We start from the raw sequence: 15,845 nt of genomic DNA on the forward strand, positions 1-15,845 counted from the left end.
CTCCGGCTCACCCGCCGATCGCGGACATCGGACGGTCGGGTTGCAGGAAGCCGGGATCGTCGATGCCGTGTCCGGCGAGCTTCGCGGTCACCGACTCGCGGATGGCCGACTCGATCCGTTCGTCCGGTGCCCCGGAACGCAGCAGCGCGCGCAGATCCGATTCACCGCGTGCGAACAGGCAGTTCCGGAGCTGTCCGTCGGCGGTGAGTCGCACCCGGTCGCATGAACCGCAGAACGGCGCGGTCACCGAGGCGATGACCCCGACGGTGGTGGGCCCGCCGTCGACCGTGTACAGCTGTGCCGGATTCGAGCCGCGGTCGTCGCACGCGCTGAGGGCGAACTCCGCCGACAAGGCCGCGAGGATGTCGTCACCGGTGACCATCTGCGCCCTGGACCAGGTGTGCCCGGCATCGAGCGGCATCTGCTCGATGAATCGCAATTGAGCGCCGTGCTCGCGCGCGAAACGGACGAGGTCGGTCAGCTCGTCGTCGTTGACGCCGTGCATCGCGACGGTGTTGATCTTGAGCGGTGTGAGGCCGGTGACCTGTGCGGCGGCGACTCCGCGGAGCACGTCGTCGAGCCGGTCCCGGCGCGTCAGCGTCGCGAACCGGTCCGGTCGCAGCGTGTCGAGGCTGATGTTGAACCTCTCCAGACCCGCATCGGCCAGTTCCCGAGCCCGCGTGTCCAGTCCGATCCCGTTGGTGGTGATGGAGACGCGCAGCGGTCCGTCCGCGCCCTCGATCGCCGAGAGCCGGTGCACCACGTCCGCCAGGTCGGGTCGAAGCAGCGGCTCGCCCCCGGTCAGCCGTACCTCGACGATCCCCAGCGACGCGAAGACCGACGCCAGACGGATGATCTCGTCGGTGGTCAGCAGTTCGGGACGCGGGATCCACGGCACGCCCTCGGCGGGCATGCAGTAGGTGCACCGGAGGTTGCACCGGTCGGTCAGGGAGATCCGGAGATCTCGGTGCACGCGGCCGAATCGATCGACGAGCTCGCGGCCGGTCATGTCGCGACCCGGCCCAAGCCGACCCACGTGTGCGAGCCGTCGCTCTCTATCTGCTTCTTCCACATCGGCAGTTCGGCCTTCACCGTCTCCACCAGATCGCGATCGAGGTCGAAGGCGTCACCGCGATGCACCGACGAGACCGCTGCGACGATCGCGACGCCGCCGACCGGCAGCCGGCCGACCCGGTGGCTGACCGCGATCCGCACTCCGGGTCGGTCGACGCGCTCCGCGATCTCGCGCAGGATGCGCTCGCTGTCGGGGTGAGCGCTGTACTCCAGTTCCACTACCTGCCCGCGCGCGTCGGGATCGTTGTCGCGCACCGTCCCCACGAACAGCGCGGTGGCGCCCGCATCCGGTGCCGCTACGGCGTTCACATGGGCCGCGACGTCGAGGTCGACGTCACTGATCCGGGCGAGGACGATCATCGGTGATCGCCTCCGGCGGCCTGAGCGACGGCGTGCTCGGCGATCTGCACGATCACGGGGACACCGTCGCGCACCGCGCCGGTCGACCCCGCCAGATTCACCACGAGGGAACCGCGCCGCATGCCCGCGACGCCCCTGGAGAGCATCGCGTGCGGCAGTGCCGCGATGCCGACCCGCCGGATCTCCTCTGCCACGCCGGGCAGTTCACGCGTCAGCAGCGGTGCCGTGGCCTCGGGCGTCACATCGCGGGGCGAGACGCCGGTGCCGCCGGTCGTGACGACAAGACCCGAACCGGCCTCCACCACTTCGACGATCACACTCGAGATCGCGTCGCGATCGTCGGGGACGACGATCACCTCGGCGCTCCAGCCCGCCTCCCCGAGGAGATCGGCCGCCAGCGGACCGGAGACGTCCTCGCGTTCGCCGGCGAACGACCGGTCGGAGACGGTGATCACCGTCGCGCGCTTCTGCTTGGAATCCACACCTTCGAGCGTGCCACGTCCGATGCCGCGGCGTGAACCGCACGGCCGTTTCATTCCGGTGCTCATCGATCGTCCCGCCGCGCCGTCTTGGTGTACCAGGGGCGCGGACCGTGCCAGCCGTAGCGCAGCGACGCCAGACGAACCACGGTCACCAGCGCCGCGCACAGCAACCCCACCCACGGCCGATAGACGCCGAGGTGCAGGAGCAGCGCCGTCACCGCCGCGCCGACCAGCGACGGAATCGCGTAGAGATGCTCGTTTGACCGCAGCACCGCGGGCACCGATCCGGAGAGCACGTCCCGGATGATGCCGCCGCCGATCGCCGTCGTCAGACCGAGCATCGCCGCGCTGGGCGCGCTGAGCCCGTGCTCGTAGGCGGTCACGGTGCCGGTGACCGCGAACAGGCCGAGACCCACCGCATCGGCCACCTCCAGCGGCCATCGGGTCAGCCGGGCCGGCGGGTGCCACACGAAGATCACGAGCGCGGTCGCGACGGCCACTGCCACCAGACGCAGGTCGGTGAAGGCCGTCGGAGGCGTCTTCCCGATGATCACGTCGCGGATGATGCCTCCGCCGAGCGCGGTCGCCGCGGCCAGCAGCACGATGCCCACGACGTCGAGGTCGCGCCGCACGGACAGCAGCGCACCGGACGCCGCGAAGGCCACGATCCCCGCCAGTTCGCCGCCGTGGTGGACCAGCGACGCGGCGTTGTCGAGGTTCGAGGACAGCCACACCGACATCGACCACCTCCGAGTCCGTCTTCGACCTGCATGCGGCAGACGCGTGAGGCGTCCGAGGCCCGATCAGCCCGAGGTGAATCTAGCGCAGGCACCGCGCCTGGTGAGCAGCGGAATCCCCGTCGCCGGCTCCGCGGGTCCGCGGAGCCTGGCAGACTGGAGACATGAGGAAGAAGTGGGCCGAACTCTCACCCGCCGCACGTGCGGGGATCATCTCGATGGCCGCGGTCGACGCGGGCCTGCGCGTCTGGGCGATCCGCGATCTGCGGTCACGCGACAAGAGCCAGGTCAACGGCCCGAAACTGGTCTGGACCGTGGTGCTCGGCGGAGTGAACTCCGCGGGGCTCCTGCCCACCGTGTACCTGCTCGCCGGGCGCAAGCGCACCCCGTCCGAATCGCATTAGCCTGCGGTCGGAGCCGACGCGCCGTACGCTGTCAGTGCACCTGACCGGACCGGCTGCGAGATCGGACTCATCCGACATCCGCCGGACCCTGTGAACCACGGATGCGCCGCATCCCGTCCCGAACCCGATGGCCTCGCCGAACACGGTGGGGCCATCGGTGTCTGGACGCTACGCGGCGAGCGTGCGGTTCCGCTGTTCCACCGCGAAGTGTGCGAACACGATCAAGCTGAGGAATGCGGCGAAGGTGCACCAGATCGAGGCGTATCCCGCGGCGTTCATCACCGCGGCGACGCTCATCGCGACGAGATTGCCCGCTCCCATCGCGACGACGTAGCGGTGCGAGCTCGACATCGGCGCGACGCAGGTGGCGAACACATAGGGAACGGCCAGCCAGGCAGCACTGAACGGGACGCCGAGCCGGTAGTCGAGGTTGCCGTCGACCACCGCGACGCTGATACCGGGCTGGATCGCGAGATACAGCATGTACACCGCGAGCACCGCGCCGACTCCCAGCGGAACCGTCTGCAACCGGCGCCGGTGTGGCTCCGATTCATCAGCCACACGGCCCACGGGATGTAGGCAGGCAGCACGGCCCACGCGAACATCACCCACATGTGCACGCCTGCGCCGGAGTTCAGCGCCTCGCTGCGGTCGCCGAGCGCCAGCCAAGTCCATCCCTCCAGCGCCTGATGCACCCCGAAGAGCAACGGCAGCGCCGCGAAGGGCAGCTGCCGCACATCCCGGACCAGGCACAGGGTGGTGGCGCCCACCGCGGTGATCACACCGGCGCCCACGAAACTCGCAGTCGCGCTGAAGCACATGCGTCGAATCCTGCCACTCGCGCGGGCACGGCAGCGGACATTCACCCTCGGCCGCGCCGCAGAACGGACGAGGACCCGCCTCCTTGAAGGAGACGGGTCCTCGTCACATGCCTATCGGCGGGAAGTCACCAGCTGGACTTCTGCACACCCGGCAGCTCGCCGGCGTGCGCCATGTCGCGGAAGCAGACGCGGCACAGGCCGAACTTGCGGTACACCGAGTGCGGGCGTCCGCACTTGTTGCAGCGGGTGTAACCCCGGACTGCGAACTTGGGCTTCTTGTTGGCCTTGTTGACCAGAGCCTTCTTTGCCATCTCAGTTGTCCCTATCTCAGTTCGCGGCTGCGTCGTTGCTCTTGAACGGGAAGCCCAGAGCGCGAAGCAGCGCACGGCCTTCGTCGTCCGTGGTGGCCGAGGTGACGACCGTGATGTCCATGCCACGCGGCCGGTCGATCGAGTCGATGTTGATCTCGTGGAACATCGACTGCTCGTTGAGGCCGAAGGTGTAGTTGCCGTTGCCGTCGAACTGGCGGTCGCTCAGACCGCGGAAGTCGCGGATACGCGGGAGGGCGATCGACACGAGGCGATCGAGGAACTCCCACATGCGGTCGCCGCGGAGGGTGACGCGCGCACCGATCGGCATGCCCTCACGCAGCTTGAACTGCGCGATGGACTTGCGGGCGCGGCGGATCTCCGGAGCCTGACCGGTGATGAGCGCCAGGTCGGCGACGGCACCGTTGATCAGCTTGGCGTCACGGGCGGCGTCGCCGACACCCATGTTCACGACGACCTTGACGACGCCGGGGATCTGCATGACGTTGGCGTAGTTGAACTCTTCGTTCAGCTTGCCCTTGATCTCCTCGCGGTACTTGAGCTTCAGGCGAGGCTGGACCTTCTCAGAAGTGGTCATATCAGATGTCCTTCCCGGTCTTGCGGGAGATGCGGACGTTCTTGCCGGTCTCCTCGTCGCGGCGGTAACCGACGCGGGTCGGGTTGCCGTCGGCGTCGACGATCATCACGTTCGAGACGTGAATCGGAGCCTCCTGCGTCACGATGCCGCCGGACTCCGCACCGCGCTCGTTCGCCGAGGCGCTGGTGTGCTTCTTGATGCGGTTGACGCCCTCGACGAGCACGCGCTCGCGCTTCGGGTAGGCCTCGATGACCTTGCCCTTGGCGCCCTTGTCCTTGCCCGCGATGACGATGACGGTGTCACCCTTATGGATCTTCATGGGTCAGATCACCTCCGGTGCGAGCGAAACGATCTTCATGAAGCGCTTGTCACGCAGCTCGCGGCCGACCGGGCCGAAGATGCGGGTACCGCGCGGGTCGCTCTCGTTCTTGAGGATGACGGCCGCGTTCTCATCGAACTTGATGTACGAGCCGTCCGGGCGACGGCGCTCCTTGACGGTGCGCACGATGACGGCCTTGACGACCTCACCCTTCTTGATGTTTCCGCCGGGGATGGCGTCCTTGACGGTGGCGACGATGACGTCACCCACGCCGGCGTAGCGCCGCGACGATCCACCGAGAACACGGATGCAGAGGATCTCCTTCGCACCGGTGTTGTCGGCCACGCGCAGCCGCGATTCCTGCTGAATCACTGCGTAGTCTCCTTGACCTGGATACTTATGTCCGCCGGATTTCCGACCCGACGCACACGGTCTGTCACCATCGAAACCCGCGCCTGCCTGGGCGTTCCCCGGATTCCGGAGGACGCCGCAGTGGGTTCGCGGCTCGACTCGCGGCGCACACGCCGCAGGCAACCGCTCTAGTGTAGGCCGATCCCCCTGCTGCAGCCAAATCAGTTCAGCGCCGGGACCTGGGGAAACCTCGCCTGCGAGTGCTCACCGTGCCGGCCGTCCGCCTTCGGCGGGCTCCGGTGGAAAGTCGATCCTGCGGGCGGAACCGTCCTCGGCGACGGCGATCGTGGCGTACCGGTCTCGCCGCTCGGGCAGGAGCCGCACCGTGACCTGCGCGCCGGCGCGCGCCCCCGTCAGCACCCCGACGGCGGCCTGCCGGACGTCGTGCAGCACGGTGCTGTCGAGGACCGGCGCTGCCTTCCGGTCGTCCAGCAGCAGCACGCGGACGCCGCGTGCTCGCGCCTGCCACGCGGCCTCGGCCAGTTCGGGGACATCGAGCCCCGGAGCCCGGATGCGGTCGCGCAAGCCGGCCTCCACGAGCAGACACATCGCCACTTCCCGGTCGGTCAGCGGTTCACCCGAGGCGATGCGCTCGAGCAGCGGCCGCACCCGGTCCTGCAACTGTCGGATGCGGTCGCCGCGGACCGCCAGGGGCTCCCCGTCCGCCCCGCCCCGTTCCCCCAGGCCCCGTTCTCGCAGGCCCCGTTCTCGCAGCCTGCGCATGGCGCTGATCTGCCGGACGCGTGGCCGGATGATCATCGCGAAGAAGGTGGCCGCTGCCAGTATCCCGATGTTCCCGGGCACCGCGATCTGCGCCGCCGTCACGAAGTCGATGTCGCGAGCCTGGGCCGCCACGGCCGTGGCGAGCACGCCCAGGAGTCCGCCCGCCCACGCGATCGCGATCTGCCCGCGCACCGCGAGGACCAGCGACGTCAATGCCACGGCGCCGCCGAGTGACAAGACTGCCGCACGGTCGCTCACCTCGGCCGCCCAGACGGACAGCCCGGACGCGGCCACGCCGGACGCCGCCACGCCGACCGCGTGCCACGGCCGCATCGGGTCGGACGGCGAGCGCAGTCCGGCGACCCAGCCGACGCCCAGGATCACGAACCCGCCGACATACGCGGCCGGCGCCCGCACGTCGCCGCTGCTCAGACCGAGTGCGGCGAACGCCGTCCAAGCACAGGCCACCACCAGCGCCGCGCCCCGGCTCCGCAGACCGAGCACGGTCGCGACGTCGGCACTCCCCTGCTGGGCGGCGCGGTCTGCCGCAACCCGATCCGGCGCGGTCATCCGACGCTCACCGCCGCCGGTGACCAGCGCAGACGGACAGTGCAGCCCTGTCCCGGCCTGCTGACGACGACGGCCTCTCCACCGCGGAGCACGCCGACGCGATGGCGGATGCTCAGCGCCAGCCCGAGGCGGTCCGCCGACACCGATTCGGGATCGAAGCCCACCCCGTCGTCGGTCACCACGATCTGGATCAGGTCGGGCCCGATTCCGATGAACACCGCCGTCGCAGCCGCGGCGCCGGCGTGGACGACGCTGTTACGCACGGCCTCGGCGGCTGCCTCGGCCAACGCCGAGATCACCGTGTCGGGACAGGCGATCGCGTGGTCGTCGATCTCGACCGTCACCGGCAGATCGCCGTCGATCCGCGCGATCACCGCCCGCAGCCGGGCCACCGCCTCCCTGGCGCCCACGTCGTCGGGCGTTCCCGCCTCATCGGCCAGCCGGTCCAGCGCCTCGAGTGCACCGGCGGCCTGGTCGGCCACTCGTGGGTCGTCCCGGTCGGCCGCCACCGCGACGAAGGTCGAGAGCACATAGTCGTGAATGAGGGCGTCGACCCGCGCCGCCTCCACCTCTGCCACTCCCTGAGCGACTGCCGATTCGGCTTTCGATCGGGACTCGTCGAGTTCCGCGCCGAGCCGCAGCACCCGATGGGCCAACAGAACACACACCGACGTGAACACGATCCCGAAGAGCGCCTCCTCCACCGCCGACCACACATCGGCGCCGGTGACGTACCAGACCGCGACCATCGCACCCAGAAGCTTGGCGACGGCCAGCAGCGCGATCGCCTCGCGGACCGGCCGCACCAGGACCGCTGCCATGCCCACCAGGCCGGCGAAGTCGAGGATCCAGAACGCCGGGCTCTGTGTCTCGGCGCGGCACAGCGCCAGCCACAGCACCGCCGCGGCGAACAGGCCGATCGCGCACGAGAGTGCAAGGGCCGCGATGCCGCGATGCCAGGCTCTCACCAGCGAGGCCGCCAACAGTGCGAAGCCCGGGCCGAAGGCGAGCAGGGCGGCGGCCACCGGGTACCACTGCGGCAGCCGTCCATCGGCTTCAGACGCCATCTGCGGCAGCGCGATCACCGCGTAGATGAGATAGCCGATTCCGACGAACCTGGCCAGGGAGGTTCGGACGCGGTCACGCTGGGGGTCGCCGCCGAGAACCGTTCCCATCGAATGTCGCCGCCCGCCGTCCGGAGATCCGGACAGCGGGCGGCGACTTCTGATGAAAGTCCGGGTCACCACTCCTCTAGTGTCGTATACCCGTCCTGCAATGCGCGAGCGAGAAGGTGCGCTTTCGTCGGTGCCGGGCGGCCGACGGCCGCGTACTTGGCACGAATCCGCGAAATATGCGTGCTCACGGTCGACTGAGAGATGAAGAGTTTGTTCGCGGCGTCCTCTTTCGACTCCGCCGCCATCCACGCGAGGAGCACTTCGACCTCACGTGTCGACAGTGCGGGTCGCGACGGAGGTGCGACGACCAGATGCGGCAGTACTGCTGCATCGACCACCGGCGCCGTCATGCGGGGCACCCGCCCATCGTTGATTCCGACCTCGAGTTCGGCAACGCTCACAGGCGATCCTCCTGTCAAATCCCCGACCGGCTGTGGTTGGCACCTGAACAGGAATCGCCCAGGCTCACAATCAACGTTACGAACGGCGTCGCCGCCCCGGTAGACCCAGAAATAGGGACATCTTCGGGCGTTCCGCGCGCTGTGACGCACGGCATGTGAGCAGCGGAGAAGGCCCCTCAGGAGTCCCGGAGCGGCATCGGGAGCCAGCCGTCTTCGACCGCACGTTTGAACAGGTCGAGTTTGGTGCGCGTGGGACGGCCCGCATCGGCGTACTTCTGCCGGATCCGCTTCAGGTACTCGTTGACCGTGTCCGGTGTGACACCCAACTCCTGTCCGACGCTGACCGACGTCCCGCCGGACGCGTACAGCGTCAGCACTCGTTGCAGCTGCGGACTCAGGTCGACGGCATCGAGGTTCGGGTCACCGTCGATGGCGGCCGCCCACTCGGTGGTCAGCACTTCCTCGCCGCCGGCCGCGGCGCGGATCGCGGCGAGGATCTCCTCCTCGGAGGCGGACTTGAGAACCACCGCGAGCGTCCCCGCGCGCGCAGCCGAGCGAAGCAGGTCCGGATGCTCACCGGAGGTGTAGACGACCGTCACGATGCCGTGGTCGGCGAGCGTGCTGACGTTCTCCCGCGGGGTGGTTCCGTCATTGAGACGCAGGTCGAGGATCACGACGTCGAGATCCGTCGCCTTGTCCAGGAGCTCGGCCACGGTGGGTGCGGAGCCGACGAGTTCGAGGTCGTCCTGACGCTCCAGAATCCTTTCGATCCCCCATACCGGCGACTGGTGGTCGTCGACCATCCCGACGCGAACGATCCCGGACTCGGGCGTCCCCGGACCGCCGTCGTCGTCCATGTGCTTCGTCATCTCCCCATCCCCTGTCCGATACGAACATCTCGGACGTCTTCAAAGTATCGAACGCCTCCGACAAGATCTCGGTGTTCCTTCGTTCGGGGGACCAAAGTCCGTGACATGCGCCATCTCCTTCACCAGGGAACTCACCCGCAACGCCAGACTCACGACGTAGCGTGAGACAGATGACTGACATGCGAGTTCACGACGTTCTGGGCGTCGACGTCGAGATGCCCGTACGGATCCGGTCGGCACGCTGCTTCGTCGCCGGGTTCACCGCCGACACCGAAGCCGTGCGCGCCGCCGTCCGCCGCCGCGGCGACCTGGACCTGGCACCGTTGCAGGTGCGCCGCGGACGAGCACTGTGCATGCTCGTCTTCGTCGACTACCGGGACGGCGACCTCGGGCCGTACAACGAGTTCGGCGTCTGCTTCCTCATGCAGCCGCCCGGGCGGCAGGCCTCGACGCTGTCCGCGATGCGATCCCTGGCGTCGGCCGACGCCCATGCGTTGATCCACGATCTGCCGGTGGACGGCGAGTTCACTCTGGCGGCCGGCCGCGGGATCTGGGGCTTCCCGAAGATCCTCGCCGATTTCGAGGTCGACCACGACTCGGCGGTGAAGCACGGACGCGTCAGCCAGGAGGGCAGGCTCATCGCCGACCTCACCGTGAGCCGTGGCGTCCCGGTTCCCGACAGCGCGCGCGACACCGTTCTGCAGGCGTATTCGCAACTCGACGGCGTCGCGCGCCGGACCCCGTGGCGTCTGACCTCCACCTCGGGAACCAGGACCCGACTGGGTGGCGCGCGCCTGACACTGGGCGACCACCCGATCGCGGACGAACTGCGGCGCCTGGATCTGTCCCGGCGCGCGCTGATGGCGTCGTCGGTGGCCGACCTGTCGATGACCTTCGACGATGCGACCGTGCTCACCCCGGCACCCTGACGGCGACATCTGCTGTTAGGCTTGCCTAAATAATCCCGTCTGACCACTAGGAGAGCCATGACCGCCATCCGAAACCTCCGTCGCCCCGCCGCCGCGCTCGCGGCCGTCGCCGCCACCACCGCACTGCTGGCGGCATGCTCGAACTCCGACGACGACACCGCGAGCACCGCCTCCGCTTCGCAGTCGGCGAGCGTCGAATCGAGCGCCATGGCCGGTGTCGAAGGCCTCGACAACGCCAAGGCACAGGAGATCATCCGGACCGCGGTCGACGGCAACACCTCGATCGACGACCTCTCCAAGGTGGTCGACACCTCGACTCCCGGGTCGGCCGAGGCGCTCAACGCCTTCGCCAAGGCCTCCGGTCCGGCCGGCTACACCCCCGACGCCTACACCGTGAAGTCGGTCAAGGCCGACGGTGAGAACAAGGCGGTGGCCGTGACCGCCGTCAAGTCGCCGCACGCTCCGGCACCGGTCGACATCCAGCTCGCGATGGTGAAGCAGGACGGACAGTGGAAGCTGGCCGGCGCCTCGGTCACCACGCTGACCTCGATGATGCCCAAGCACTGACCGGGGATCTCGACTCAGTCTCCGCACCGGCGGCGCTCCTCAGTCCGAGGATGCGCCGCCGGTGTCGTCTCTCCAGGCCAGTTCACCGGCGGTCGAGACCGCGCACACGCGCCGCCGCGTACGGGTGCCGTCGGATTCGCCGATGGACGCCACCACGTCCCGGCCGGCGGGAAGCAGACGGGCGGTCACCCCGCCCCGCCGCGCCCGGGTGAGCACCGCGACGAGTTCGGCGTGGAGGGGGCCGTCGGCGACCCCGCCCCGCGCGTCGACCCGCCGGTCGTCGAACAGCCGGACATCGACACCGCGCTCCCGCGCCGCAGCCGCGGCGTCCCGCACCGGCTGCGACATCCAGCCTCGGCCGCGGACCTCATCCCTCAGCTCGGCCTCCACCAGTCGCGCCCGCATCACCTCGCCGGGCGAGAACCCGTCACCGACGGAGAGTCGTTCCAGAAAGGGCCGGACCTCCTCGTTGAGGGCGTCGAGCTGCGCGCGCCGCTGAATCAGCGTCGCCTCGTGGGCGGCGCTCGCTTGGACGGCCGCGACCTCGCGGCGGTCGAGCACGCGGGCGAACGCCAGCAGCGGCCGGACGTAGAGCATCATCAGCGAGGCCGGCACCATCGCCGCGAGCATGCGCAGCGCCACCGGGACCGCCGTGCCCGGACGCCAGCCCCACGCCGCCACCGCCACCCACGACAGTCCGATCACCAGCACGAACCCCAACCACGCCCACCTCGCCCGGCCGCGCACGATCAGCAGACACATCGCGACCGCGTACGCGATCATCGGCGCGCTGGGGCGCACCCAGTTGGCCGGTCCCACCGGAATCGACCACCACACCACCGCGCCCGAGGCCGCGCCGAGACAGACCACGACGATCGCCGCCGGCCGCGACAGCGGGTCGTCCACACCGCAGGTCGCCAGACACAACGATGCGGCCAGACCGATCGATCCGACGACCATCGCAGTGAGCTGTGCGAAGCTGAGGTCGAGCCGTGGCAGGAACAGTTCCACCACCACGTACGCGACCATCACCGCTCCCACGGCCACCCGCAGTCCGGGGCGGCCGAGACCGAGCATCTCCGCCATGGTCTCCGGTCCCCGGCCGGGCCGCGCATCGCCGGACGGGTGCGGAGCGCGGCGGACCGTCGCGGTCACGGCCTGCGCCATTCCAGCGACACCATCGTTCCGTCGGACGCCGAGGAATCGATCCAGGCGCCGCCGCCGGGCTGTTCGCGCATGCGGCGGAGGATTCCGAGTTCGATGCCCGCACGGTCGGGCGGCACGCGGTCCGGATCGAAGCCGACGCCGTCGTCGACGATCCGGAGACGGATGAGGTGTGCGTCGAAGACACCGACGAGTGCGTGCGAGGATCCCGGCCCGGCATGGGTGACCGCGTTGGCGACCGCTTCGGCGGCCGCGTCGACGAGTGACTCGACGAGCACGTGCGGGTACTCGATCTCCGGATCGTCGACCCGGAGGTCGATCATCGTGTCGTCGCCGATCGCGTTCACCGCCTCTCGCAGCCGGAGGACCGACTCGCGAGCCGAGACGTGCAGGGGCGGCCGGTAGGGGGCCGAACGGCCGTCGAGGTCGGCGAGAGCCGTGGCCGCCTCCCTCCTCGTCTCGGCGTCGACCGGGTTCTCCGACACCAGTCTGAGCATCGCGACCACTCCGTCGCGCACCACCGCGTCGAGCCGCTCTCGCTCAGCCGTACGGGCGGCTCGACTCGCGGCATTCGCACTCGCCGCCAGGATTCGGTCCCGGCGCGCATCGGTCTCGCGCAGCGCACGCATCATCGAGTACTCCACCGTGAGGAACACACCGACCAGTGTGGCGGTCAGCAACGAGTTCGCATAGCCGATGGTGCCGAGTTGCCCCTGCTTCACGTACTGCTGCGCGGTCGCGAGCAGGATCAGCACGAATGCCGTATACGTCACCGTCACCCGGGGCCGGTACACCGTCGCCATCACCACGGCGGGCAGGACCACGGTGTTGGCGGGCCAGATCGGCGGCGACCCGTACGTCGACGGCGCCGCACCGCCCTTCCACGCGACGAGCCACAGCACCACGGCGGCCGCATTGGCGACGCCGAGGAGCAGGGAGAGCGGACCTACGCGGCGCCCGTTCCCGAACGACGCGTCAAGGAGCAGGGCCATCGCCGATCCGCCGACGAGCGAGATGCTGACCGGGAGCCACCACGCCTCCACCAGGACCACCACCTGGTCGTAGTACGCGAGCATCAGGGTCGGCACGAACAGCGACGTGATCGCCATGCAGACCGCGGCGCCGCGCCGCATCCGGAGTTCGTTCACGACTCCACCACCCGGGTGCGGCCGCCGCTGAACTCGACCCGCCGCCGAGTGCCGCCGTGCGCCACCGTCACCGATGCCACCGGGCAGCGGCCGGGCGGCGCCACGCGGGCCACCACCTCGCCTTCGGACAATGCGTCGAGATCGGCGCACAGGACCGTCGAGGCCTGCGCCAGGATCACTGCGGCGTCGTCGACGGCCACCTCGCTCAGGCCACCGTCGTCGAGCAGGGTCACCGACACGCCGCGGTCTCTCGCGCGCCACACCGCCCTGCGGACCTCGGAGGTGTCGAATGACGGCGCTCGGATGCCGTCGCGCAGGAGGGCCTCGATCAGCCGTGCGGTCCGGACGTCGGCTCCGGTGACCCGATCGGCGTCGAGCACGTTCTCCAGCAGCGGACGCACCCTCCCGTCGATTCGCGCGATCCGCTCCTCACGCGCCAGGAGCGCAGCCTTCCCCGCGCCCTCCTCGTCGGAGGCGCGCTCGTGTCTGGCGGCCAGCGCGTCGAGTTCCCGGAACAGCGGAGACAGCATCGCCGTGGCCGCCGTGGCTGCGGCGAGGAGCACCGCCGTCGTGGTCTGGACGGTGCTCCACCAGTGGGTCGCGCCGGTGACCGCGCCGAGCACCAGACCGAGGGCGATGCCGCTCAGTGCACCCACCCAGGCGATCACGGCCCGGCTGCGGAACACCAGCAGTGTCTCCACCACGAAGGCCGTGACGAACATCGGCAGGTATGCGCGGGCGTCGGTGACACCGTCGGCCGCGACGGCCACCCACACCACCGCCTGCGCCACCAGTGTCAGACCGATGGCCACCAGTGCCGGGCGACGGCCGAATCGCCCCGGGGGCGGAGAGAGCGTCACCGCGAAAGCCGCGGTGTAGAGCGCCAGCCCGCAGCCGGCGCCGACCCAGTACGCGAAGCCCCGCGGTTCCACCGCACCGCGGACCGCCATCAGAATGCCCAGCGCAACGAGGTATCCGGCCAACACCACCACCATCGGCGCACGACGCACCGCAGGTTCGGTGATCGTTCTCCTGGGCTCCACAGCGGCGCTCACCGGTCAGCGCCCGGATCGGCCCAGCCGAGTTCCACTCGAGTTCCGGCGCCCGGAGCACTGACCACCCGGCTGGTGCCGCCGTCGAGCTGGCGCATCCGTTCCAGAATCCCGAGGGCCACCCCGATGCGGTGCGCAGGAATCGCCTCCGGGTCGAATCCGACTCCGTCGTCCACGACCACCGCGCTGATCCGGTCGGGCCCCACGCCGCAGAGCACGGCGCCGGACGCCTCGGGGCCGGCGTGCCGATGGAAGTTGCGTACCGCTTCCCCGACCGCTTCGATCACGGTGTCGGCCGCCGCGGCCGGGAACTCGGTGCCCGGCGGAGCGGAGACCACGGCTTCCACCTCGACCCCGGAACCGAGATCGTCGACGGACAGACGCAGTCGCTGCAGGAACTCGGTCGCCCGGATCCGCTCCGCGCCCGGCTCCACCTCGGTCGACCAGTTCGCGAGTTCGTCGAGCACACCCGAGATGTTCTGCCGAAAGCCCACGGACAGCGGCCCGGGTCGCAGAGCCGTCAGGAGCGCGATGAGGCGGTCGTGCACCATCGCGTCGATCCGGCGCCGTTCGGCGTCGCGGACGTTGCTCCGCAGCAGTGCCACGGCTCGCGCGGCCGCCTCCTGCCGCTGTTCGTCGAACCGGTGCGCTGCGCTCATCACCGCCCAGCAGATTCCCAGATAGATTCCGGCGAGGGCCAGAACCCACAGTCCCGCGGCGAGGTCCACCCAGGCCACGCCCCCCGAGGCGATCGAGGCGACGAGAAGGCTGAGCCCGCCGGCGACCACGAGGTTCGCGACCGCGAAGCCGAGCCTGCCGCACAACACCAGCAGGCAGCTCGCGATCTGGGGGATGAAGACGATGCCGTGATCGAACCCGTTCGCCGGAACCTGGCCCACGTGCCCGTCCCACCCGGCGAACCAGGCGGCGATCAGCGCCAGGAAGGCGAGGGCACAGCCGACGGCCACCGGTTCGAGCCGATCGATCCGGCGGGTGACCCCGACGGCGACGACGGCGAGCGCGGAAGCCAGGACGACGGCGATGCCCAGCCACCGCCACCAGTGGCCGGTGAGCGCGAAGTAGCGGTCGAGATCGCTGGGCGCGAGGAAGAAGATCCCGAGATAGGTGAAGCCGAATACGGTGGTGCCGGTCGCCTGCATCCGCGCCGACACCGACGGCACCGATCGACTAGCCGGCATCGCTCCCTCTCCCGACCCGGCGAGACCGCGGTTTCCCCAAGCGTGAAACGTCGCCCGAACGGGCCGGTCAGGCGTTCTTCTGGTCTGCTTCCATCGCGTCGATCAGACTCTGCGGGCGCAAGTCGGTCCAGTTCTTCTCCACGTACTCCAGGCACGCTTCTCGACTGTCCTCGCCGAACACCTTGGTCCAGCCGGCCGGGATGTCCGCGAACGTCGGCCACAGCGAATGCTGGTTCTCCGCGTTCACCAGAACGTAGAACCGGCCGTCTTCATCGTCGAACGGGTTGGTCATCACTCATTCCTTCCGGCCGCCGCAGTCCGGTGCGGCGGCCCACACAGCAGAGCCCGGCGGGCCTCATCCTCCGGCCAGTCAACCGGTCACACCTGACGATAATCGCAGCCCGGCGGCCGATTCCGCAAAAACATGCCGGGCGCGCGCTGCGATGTGCTTTGTTAAACAATTGCAACTTTGGCCACAGAGGCCCCGCAGCACCGCGCTCACCTGCAAAAACAGCGGCAAACCGCACCGCCTGC

General features: G+C 69.5%; 20 protein-coding genes and 1 pseudogene. 3 read left to right on the forward strand and 18 right to left on the reverse strand.

The genetic code is table 11. The features are described from left to right. Positions 1-7: 7 nt before the first annotated feature. Genes moaA through ACK8HH_RS14365 form a run of 4 tightly spaced genes read right to left on the reverse strand, consistent with a single transcriptional unit; the run spans position 8 to position 2,656 of the window. On the reverse strand, positions 8-1,009 hold the full coding sequence (gene moaA / locus ACK8HH_RS14350; protein ID WP_412475287.1) for a GTP 3',8-cyclase MoaA: 1,002 nt from the start codon (positions 1,007-1,009) through the stop codon (positions 8-10). Then, positions 1,006-1,434: a molybdenum cofactor biosynthesis protein MoaE gene (locus tag ACK8HH_RS14355; RefSeq protein WP_045537144.1), complete on the reverse strand. Its 429-nt coding sequence runs from the start codon at positions 1,432-1,434 to the stop codon at positions 1,006-1,008. The genes moaA and ACK8HH_RS14355 overlap by 4 nt, the downstream gene beginning before the upstream one ends. Beyond that, complete coding sequence (locus ACK8HH_RS14360) at positions 1,431-1,982, reverse strand: molybdenum cofactor biosynthesis protein B (protein WP_006895612.1); 552 nt, start codon at positions 1,980-1,982, stop codon at positions 1,431-1,433. Before ACK8HH_RS14360 ends, ACK8HH_RS14355 begins: the two co-directional genes overlap by 4 nt. Next, positions 1,979-2,656, reverse strand: a complete 678-nt coding sequence (locus ACK8HH_RS14365; RefSeq protein ID WP_006895613.1) for a trimeric intracellular cation channel family protein — start codon at positions 2,654-2,656, stop codon at positions 1,979-1,981. The genes ACK8HH_RS14360 and ACK8HH_RS14365 overlap by 4 nt, the downstream gene beginning before the upstream one ends. Before the next feature lie 161 nt (positions 2,657-2,817). Between ACK8HH_RS14365 and ACK8HH_RS14370 the strand changes: the two genes are divergently transcribed. Next, entirely contained in the window at positions 2,818-3,057 is a 240-nt protein-coding gene (locus ACK8HH_RS14370) for a hypothetical protein (RefSeq protein ID WP_006895614.1), read from the forward strand. 168 nt (positions 3,058-3,225) lie between these two features. Here ACK8HH_RS14370 and ACK8HH_RS14375 read toward each other — a convergent pair. The 9 genes and pseudogenes from ACK8HH_RS14375 to ACK8HH_RS14415 all read right to left on the reverse strand — a co-directional run bounded on the left by ACK8HH_RS14375 (position 3,226) and on the right by ACK8HH_RS14415 (position 9,252). Then, positions 3,226-3,878: pseudogene (locus ACK8HH_RS14375) on the reverse strand (DUF6629 family protein). Between the two features lie 125 nt (positions 3,879-4,003). Beyond that, a complete protein-coding gene (locus tag ACK8HH_RS14380) occupies positions 4,004-4,189 on the reverse strand; it encodes a type Z 30S ribosomal protein S14 (RefSeq protein ID WP_006895617.1) in 186 nt (61 codons plus the stop codon). Between the two features lie 16 nt (positions 4,190-4,205). Beyond that, positions 4,206-4,784 (reverse strand): 50S ribosomal protein L5, encoded by a 579-nt coding sequence (gene rplE / locus ACK8HH_RS14385; protein WP_006895618.1) that lies wholly within the window; start codon positions 4,782-4,784, stop codon positions 4,206-4,208. Position 4,785: 1 nt separating this feature from the next. After that, the gene (rplX, locus tag ACK8HH_RS14390) at positions 4,786-5,103 is read right to left on the reverse strand and encodes a 50S ribosomal protein L24 (protein ID WP_006895619.1); all 318 of its coding nucleotides are present in this window, start codon (positions 5,101-5,103) and stop codon (positions 4,786-4,788) included. Between the two features lie 3 nt (positions 5,104-5,106). After that, the gene (gene rplN, locus ACK8HH_RS14395) at positions 5,107-5,475 is read right to left on the reverse strand and encodes a 50S ribosomal protein L14 (protein WP_006895620.1); all 369 of its coding nucleotides are present in this window, start codon (positions 5,473-5,475) and stop codon (positions 5,107-5,109) included. Between the two features lie 243 nt (positions 5,476-5,718). Next, positions 5,719-6,807: a hypothetical protein gene (locus ACK8HH_RS14400; protein ID WP_278124779.1), complete on the reverse strand. Its 1,089-nt coding sequence runs from the start codon at positions 6,805-6,807 to the stop codon at positions 5,719-5,721. Next, positions 6,804-7,982: a sensor histidine kinase gene (locus tag ACK8HH_RS14405; RefSeq protein ID WP_278124781.1), complete on the reverse strand. Its 1,179-nt coding sequence runs from the start codon at positions 7,980-7,982 to the stop codon at positions 6,804-6,806. The genes ACK8HH_RS14400 and ACK8HH_RS14405 overlap by 4 nt, the downstream gene beginning before the upstream one ends. 65 nt (positions 7,983-8,047) lie before the next feature. Further along, positions 8,048-8,332, reverse strand: coding sequence for a LuxR C-terminal-related transcriptional regulator (locus ACK8HH_RS14410; RefSeq protein WP_085950743.1), 285 nt, complete (start codon positions 8,330-8,332; stop codon positions 8,048-8,050). Positions 8,333-8,559: 227 nt separating this feature from the next. Next, complete coding sequence (locus ACK8HH_RS14415) at positions 8,560-9,252, reverse strand: response regulator (RefSeq protein WP_411815631.1); 693 nt, start codon at positions 9,250-9,252, stop codon at positions 8,560-8,562. A gap of 170 nt (positions 9,253-9,422) precedes the next feature. Between ACK8HH_RS14415 and ACK8HH_RS14420 the strand changes: the two genes are divergently transcribed. Together ACK8HH_RS14420 and ACK8HH_RS14425 are read left to right on the forward strand one after the other, a co-directional pair. After that, positions 9,423-10,181, forward strand: a complete 759-nt coding sequence (locus ACK8HH_RS14420; protein WP_278124784.1) for an acetoacetate decarboxylase family protein — start codon at positions 9,423-9,425, stop codon at positions 10,179-10,181. A 57-nt stretch (positions 10,182-10,238) separates the two neighbouring features. Further along, the gene (locus ACK8HH_RS14425) at positions 10,239-10,748 is read left to right on the forward strand and encodes a hypothetical protein (RefSeq protein ID WP_006895626.1); all 510 of its coding nucleotides are present in this window, start codon (positions 10,239-10,241) and stop codon (positions 10,746-10,748) included. Positions 10,749-10,787: 39 nt separating this feature from the next. Here the strand turns inward: ACK8HH_RS14425 and ACK8HH_RS14430 are convergent, their stop codons facing one another. The 5 genes from ACK8HH_RS14430 to ACK8HH_RS14450 form a co-directional block, all read right to left on the reverse strand. Then, positions 10,788-11,915 (reverse strand): hypothetical protein, encoded by a 1,128-nt coding sequence (locus ACK8HH_RS14430; RefSeq protein WP_278124786.1) that lies wholly within the window; start codon positions 11,913-11,915, stop codon positions 10,788-10,790. Then, positions 11,900-13,060, reverse strand: a complete 1,161-nt coding sequence (locus tag ACK8HH_RS14435) for an ATP-binding protein (RefSeq protein ID WP_278124788.1) — start codon at positions 13,058-13,060, stop codon at positions 11,900-11,902. The genes ACK8HH_RS14430 and ACK8HH_RS14435 overlap by 16 nt, the downstream gene beginning before the upstream one ends. Then, a complete protein-coding gene (locus ACK8HH_RS14440; RefSeq protein WP_278124790.1) occupies positions 13,057-14,115 on the reverse strand; it encodes a hypothetical protein in 1,059 nt (352 codons plus the stop codon). The genes ACK8HH_RS14435 and ACK8HH_RS14440 overlap by 4 nt, the downstream gene beginning before the upstream one ends. Continuing rightward, positions 14,112-15,311: a sensor histidine kinase gene (locus ACK8HH_RS14445; protein WP_278124791.1), complete on the reverse strand. Its 1,200-nt coding sequence runs from the start codon at positions 15,309-15,311 to the stop codon at positions 14,112-14,114. Before ACK8HH_RS14445 ends, ACK8HH_RS14440 begins: the two co-directional genes overlap by 4 nt. Positions 15,312-15,378: 67 nt before the next feature. Next, a complete protein-coding gene (locus tag ACK8HH_RS14450; RefSeq protein ID WP_006895631.1) occupies positions 15,379-15,603 on the reverse strand; it encodes an MbtH family protein in 225 nt (74 codons plus the stop codon). Positions 15,604-15,845 lie beyond the last annotated feature (242 nt).

Source organism: Gordonia sp. LUNF6, from assembly GCF_047041125.1.
Lineage (GTDB): Bacteria > Actinomycetota > Actinomycetes > Mycobacteriales > Mycobacteriaceae > Gordonia > Gordonia sihwensis.

Bases quoted from the DNA above. Each gene is read 5' to 3' on its own strand.
- ACK8HH_RS14420 (WP_278124784.1), top strand. From the start codon at position 9,423: ATGACTGACATGCGAGTTCACGACGTTCTGGGCGTCGACGTCGAGATG.
- rplX (WP_006895619.1), bottom strand. From the start codon at position 5,103: ATGAAGATCCATAAGGGTGACACCGTCATCGTCATCGCGGGCAAGGAC.
- ACK8HH_RS14365 (WP_006895613.1), bottom strand. From the start codon at position 2,656: ATGTCGGTGTGGCTGTCCTCGAACCTCGACAACGCCGCGTCGCTGGTC.
- ACK8HH_RS14405 (WP_278124781.1), bottom strand. From the start codon at position 7,982: ATGGGAACGGTTCTCGGCGGCGACCCCCAGCGTGACCGCGTCCGAACC.
- ACK8HH_RS14425 (WP_006895626.1), top strand. From the start codon at position 10,239: ATGACCGCCATCCGAAACCTCCGTCGCCCCGCCGCCGCGCTCGCGGCC.
- ACK8HH_RS14400 (WP_278124779.1), bottom strand. From the start codon at position 6,807: ATGACCGCGCCGGATCGGGTTGCGGCAGACCGCGCCGCCCAGCAGGGG.
- moaA (WP_412475287.1), bottom strand. From the start codon at position 1,009: ATGACCGGCCGCGAGCTCGTCGATCGATTCGGCCGCGTGCACCGAGAT.
- ACK8HH_RS14430 (WP_278124786.1), bottom strand. From the start codon at position 11,915: ATGGCGCAGGCCGTGACCGCGACGGTCCGCCGCGCTCCGCACCCGTCC.
- ACK8HH_RS14445 (WP_278124791.1), bottom strand. From the start codon at position 15,311: ATGCCGGCTAGTCGATCGGTGCCGTCGGTGTCGGCGCGGATGCAGGCG.
- rplE (WP_006895618.1), bottom strand. From the start codon at position 4,784: ATGACCACTTCTGAGAAGGTCCAGCCTCGCCTGAAGCTCAAGTACCGC.
- ACK8HH_RS14450 (WP_006895631.1), bottom strand. From the start codon at position 15,603: ATGACCAACCCGTTCGACGATGAAGACGGCCGGTTCTACGTTCTGGTG.
- ACK8HH_RS14360 (WP_006895612.1), bottom strand. From the start codon at position 1,982: ATGAGCACCGGAATGAAACGGCCGTGCGGTTCACGCCGCGGCATCGGA.
- ACK8HH_RS14355 (WP_045537144.1), bottom strand. From the start codon at position 1,434: ATGATCGTCCTCGCCCGGATCAGTGACGTCGACCTCGACGTCGCGGCC.
- ACK8HH_RS14380 (WP_006895617.1), bottom strand. From the start codon at position 4,189: ATGGCAAAGAAGGCTCTGGTCAACAAGGCCAACAAGAAGCCCAAGTTC.
- ACK8HH_RS14370 (WP_006895614.1), top strand. From the start codon at position 2,818: ATGAGGAAGAAGTGGGCCGAACTCTCACCCGCCGCACGTGCGGGGATC.
- ACK8HH_RS14410 (WP_085950743.1), bottom strand. From the start codon at position 8,332: ATGACGGCGCCGGTGGTCGATGCAGCAGTACTGCCGCATCTGGTCGTC.
- ACK8HH_RS14415 (WP_411815631.1), bottom strand. From the start codon at position 9,252: ATGACGAAGCACATGGACGACGACGGCGGTCCGGGGACGCCCGAGTCC.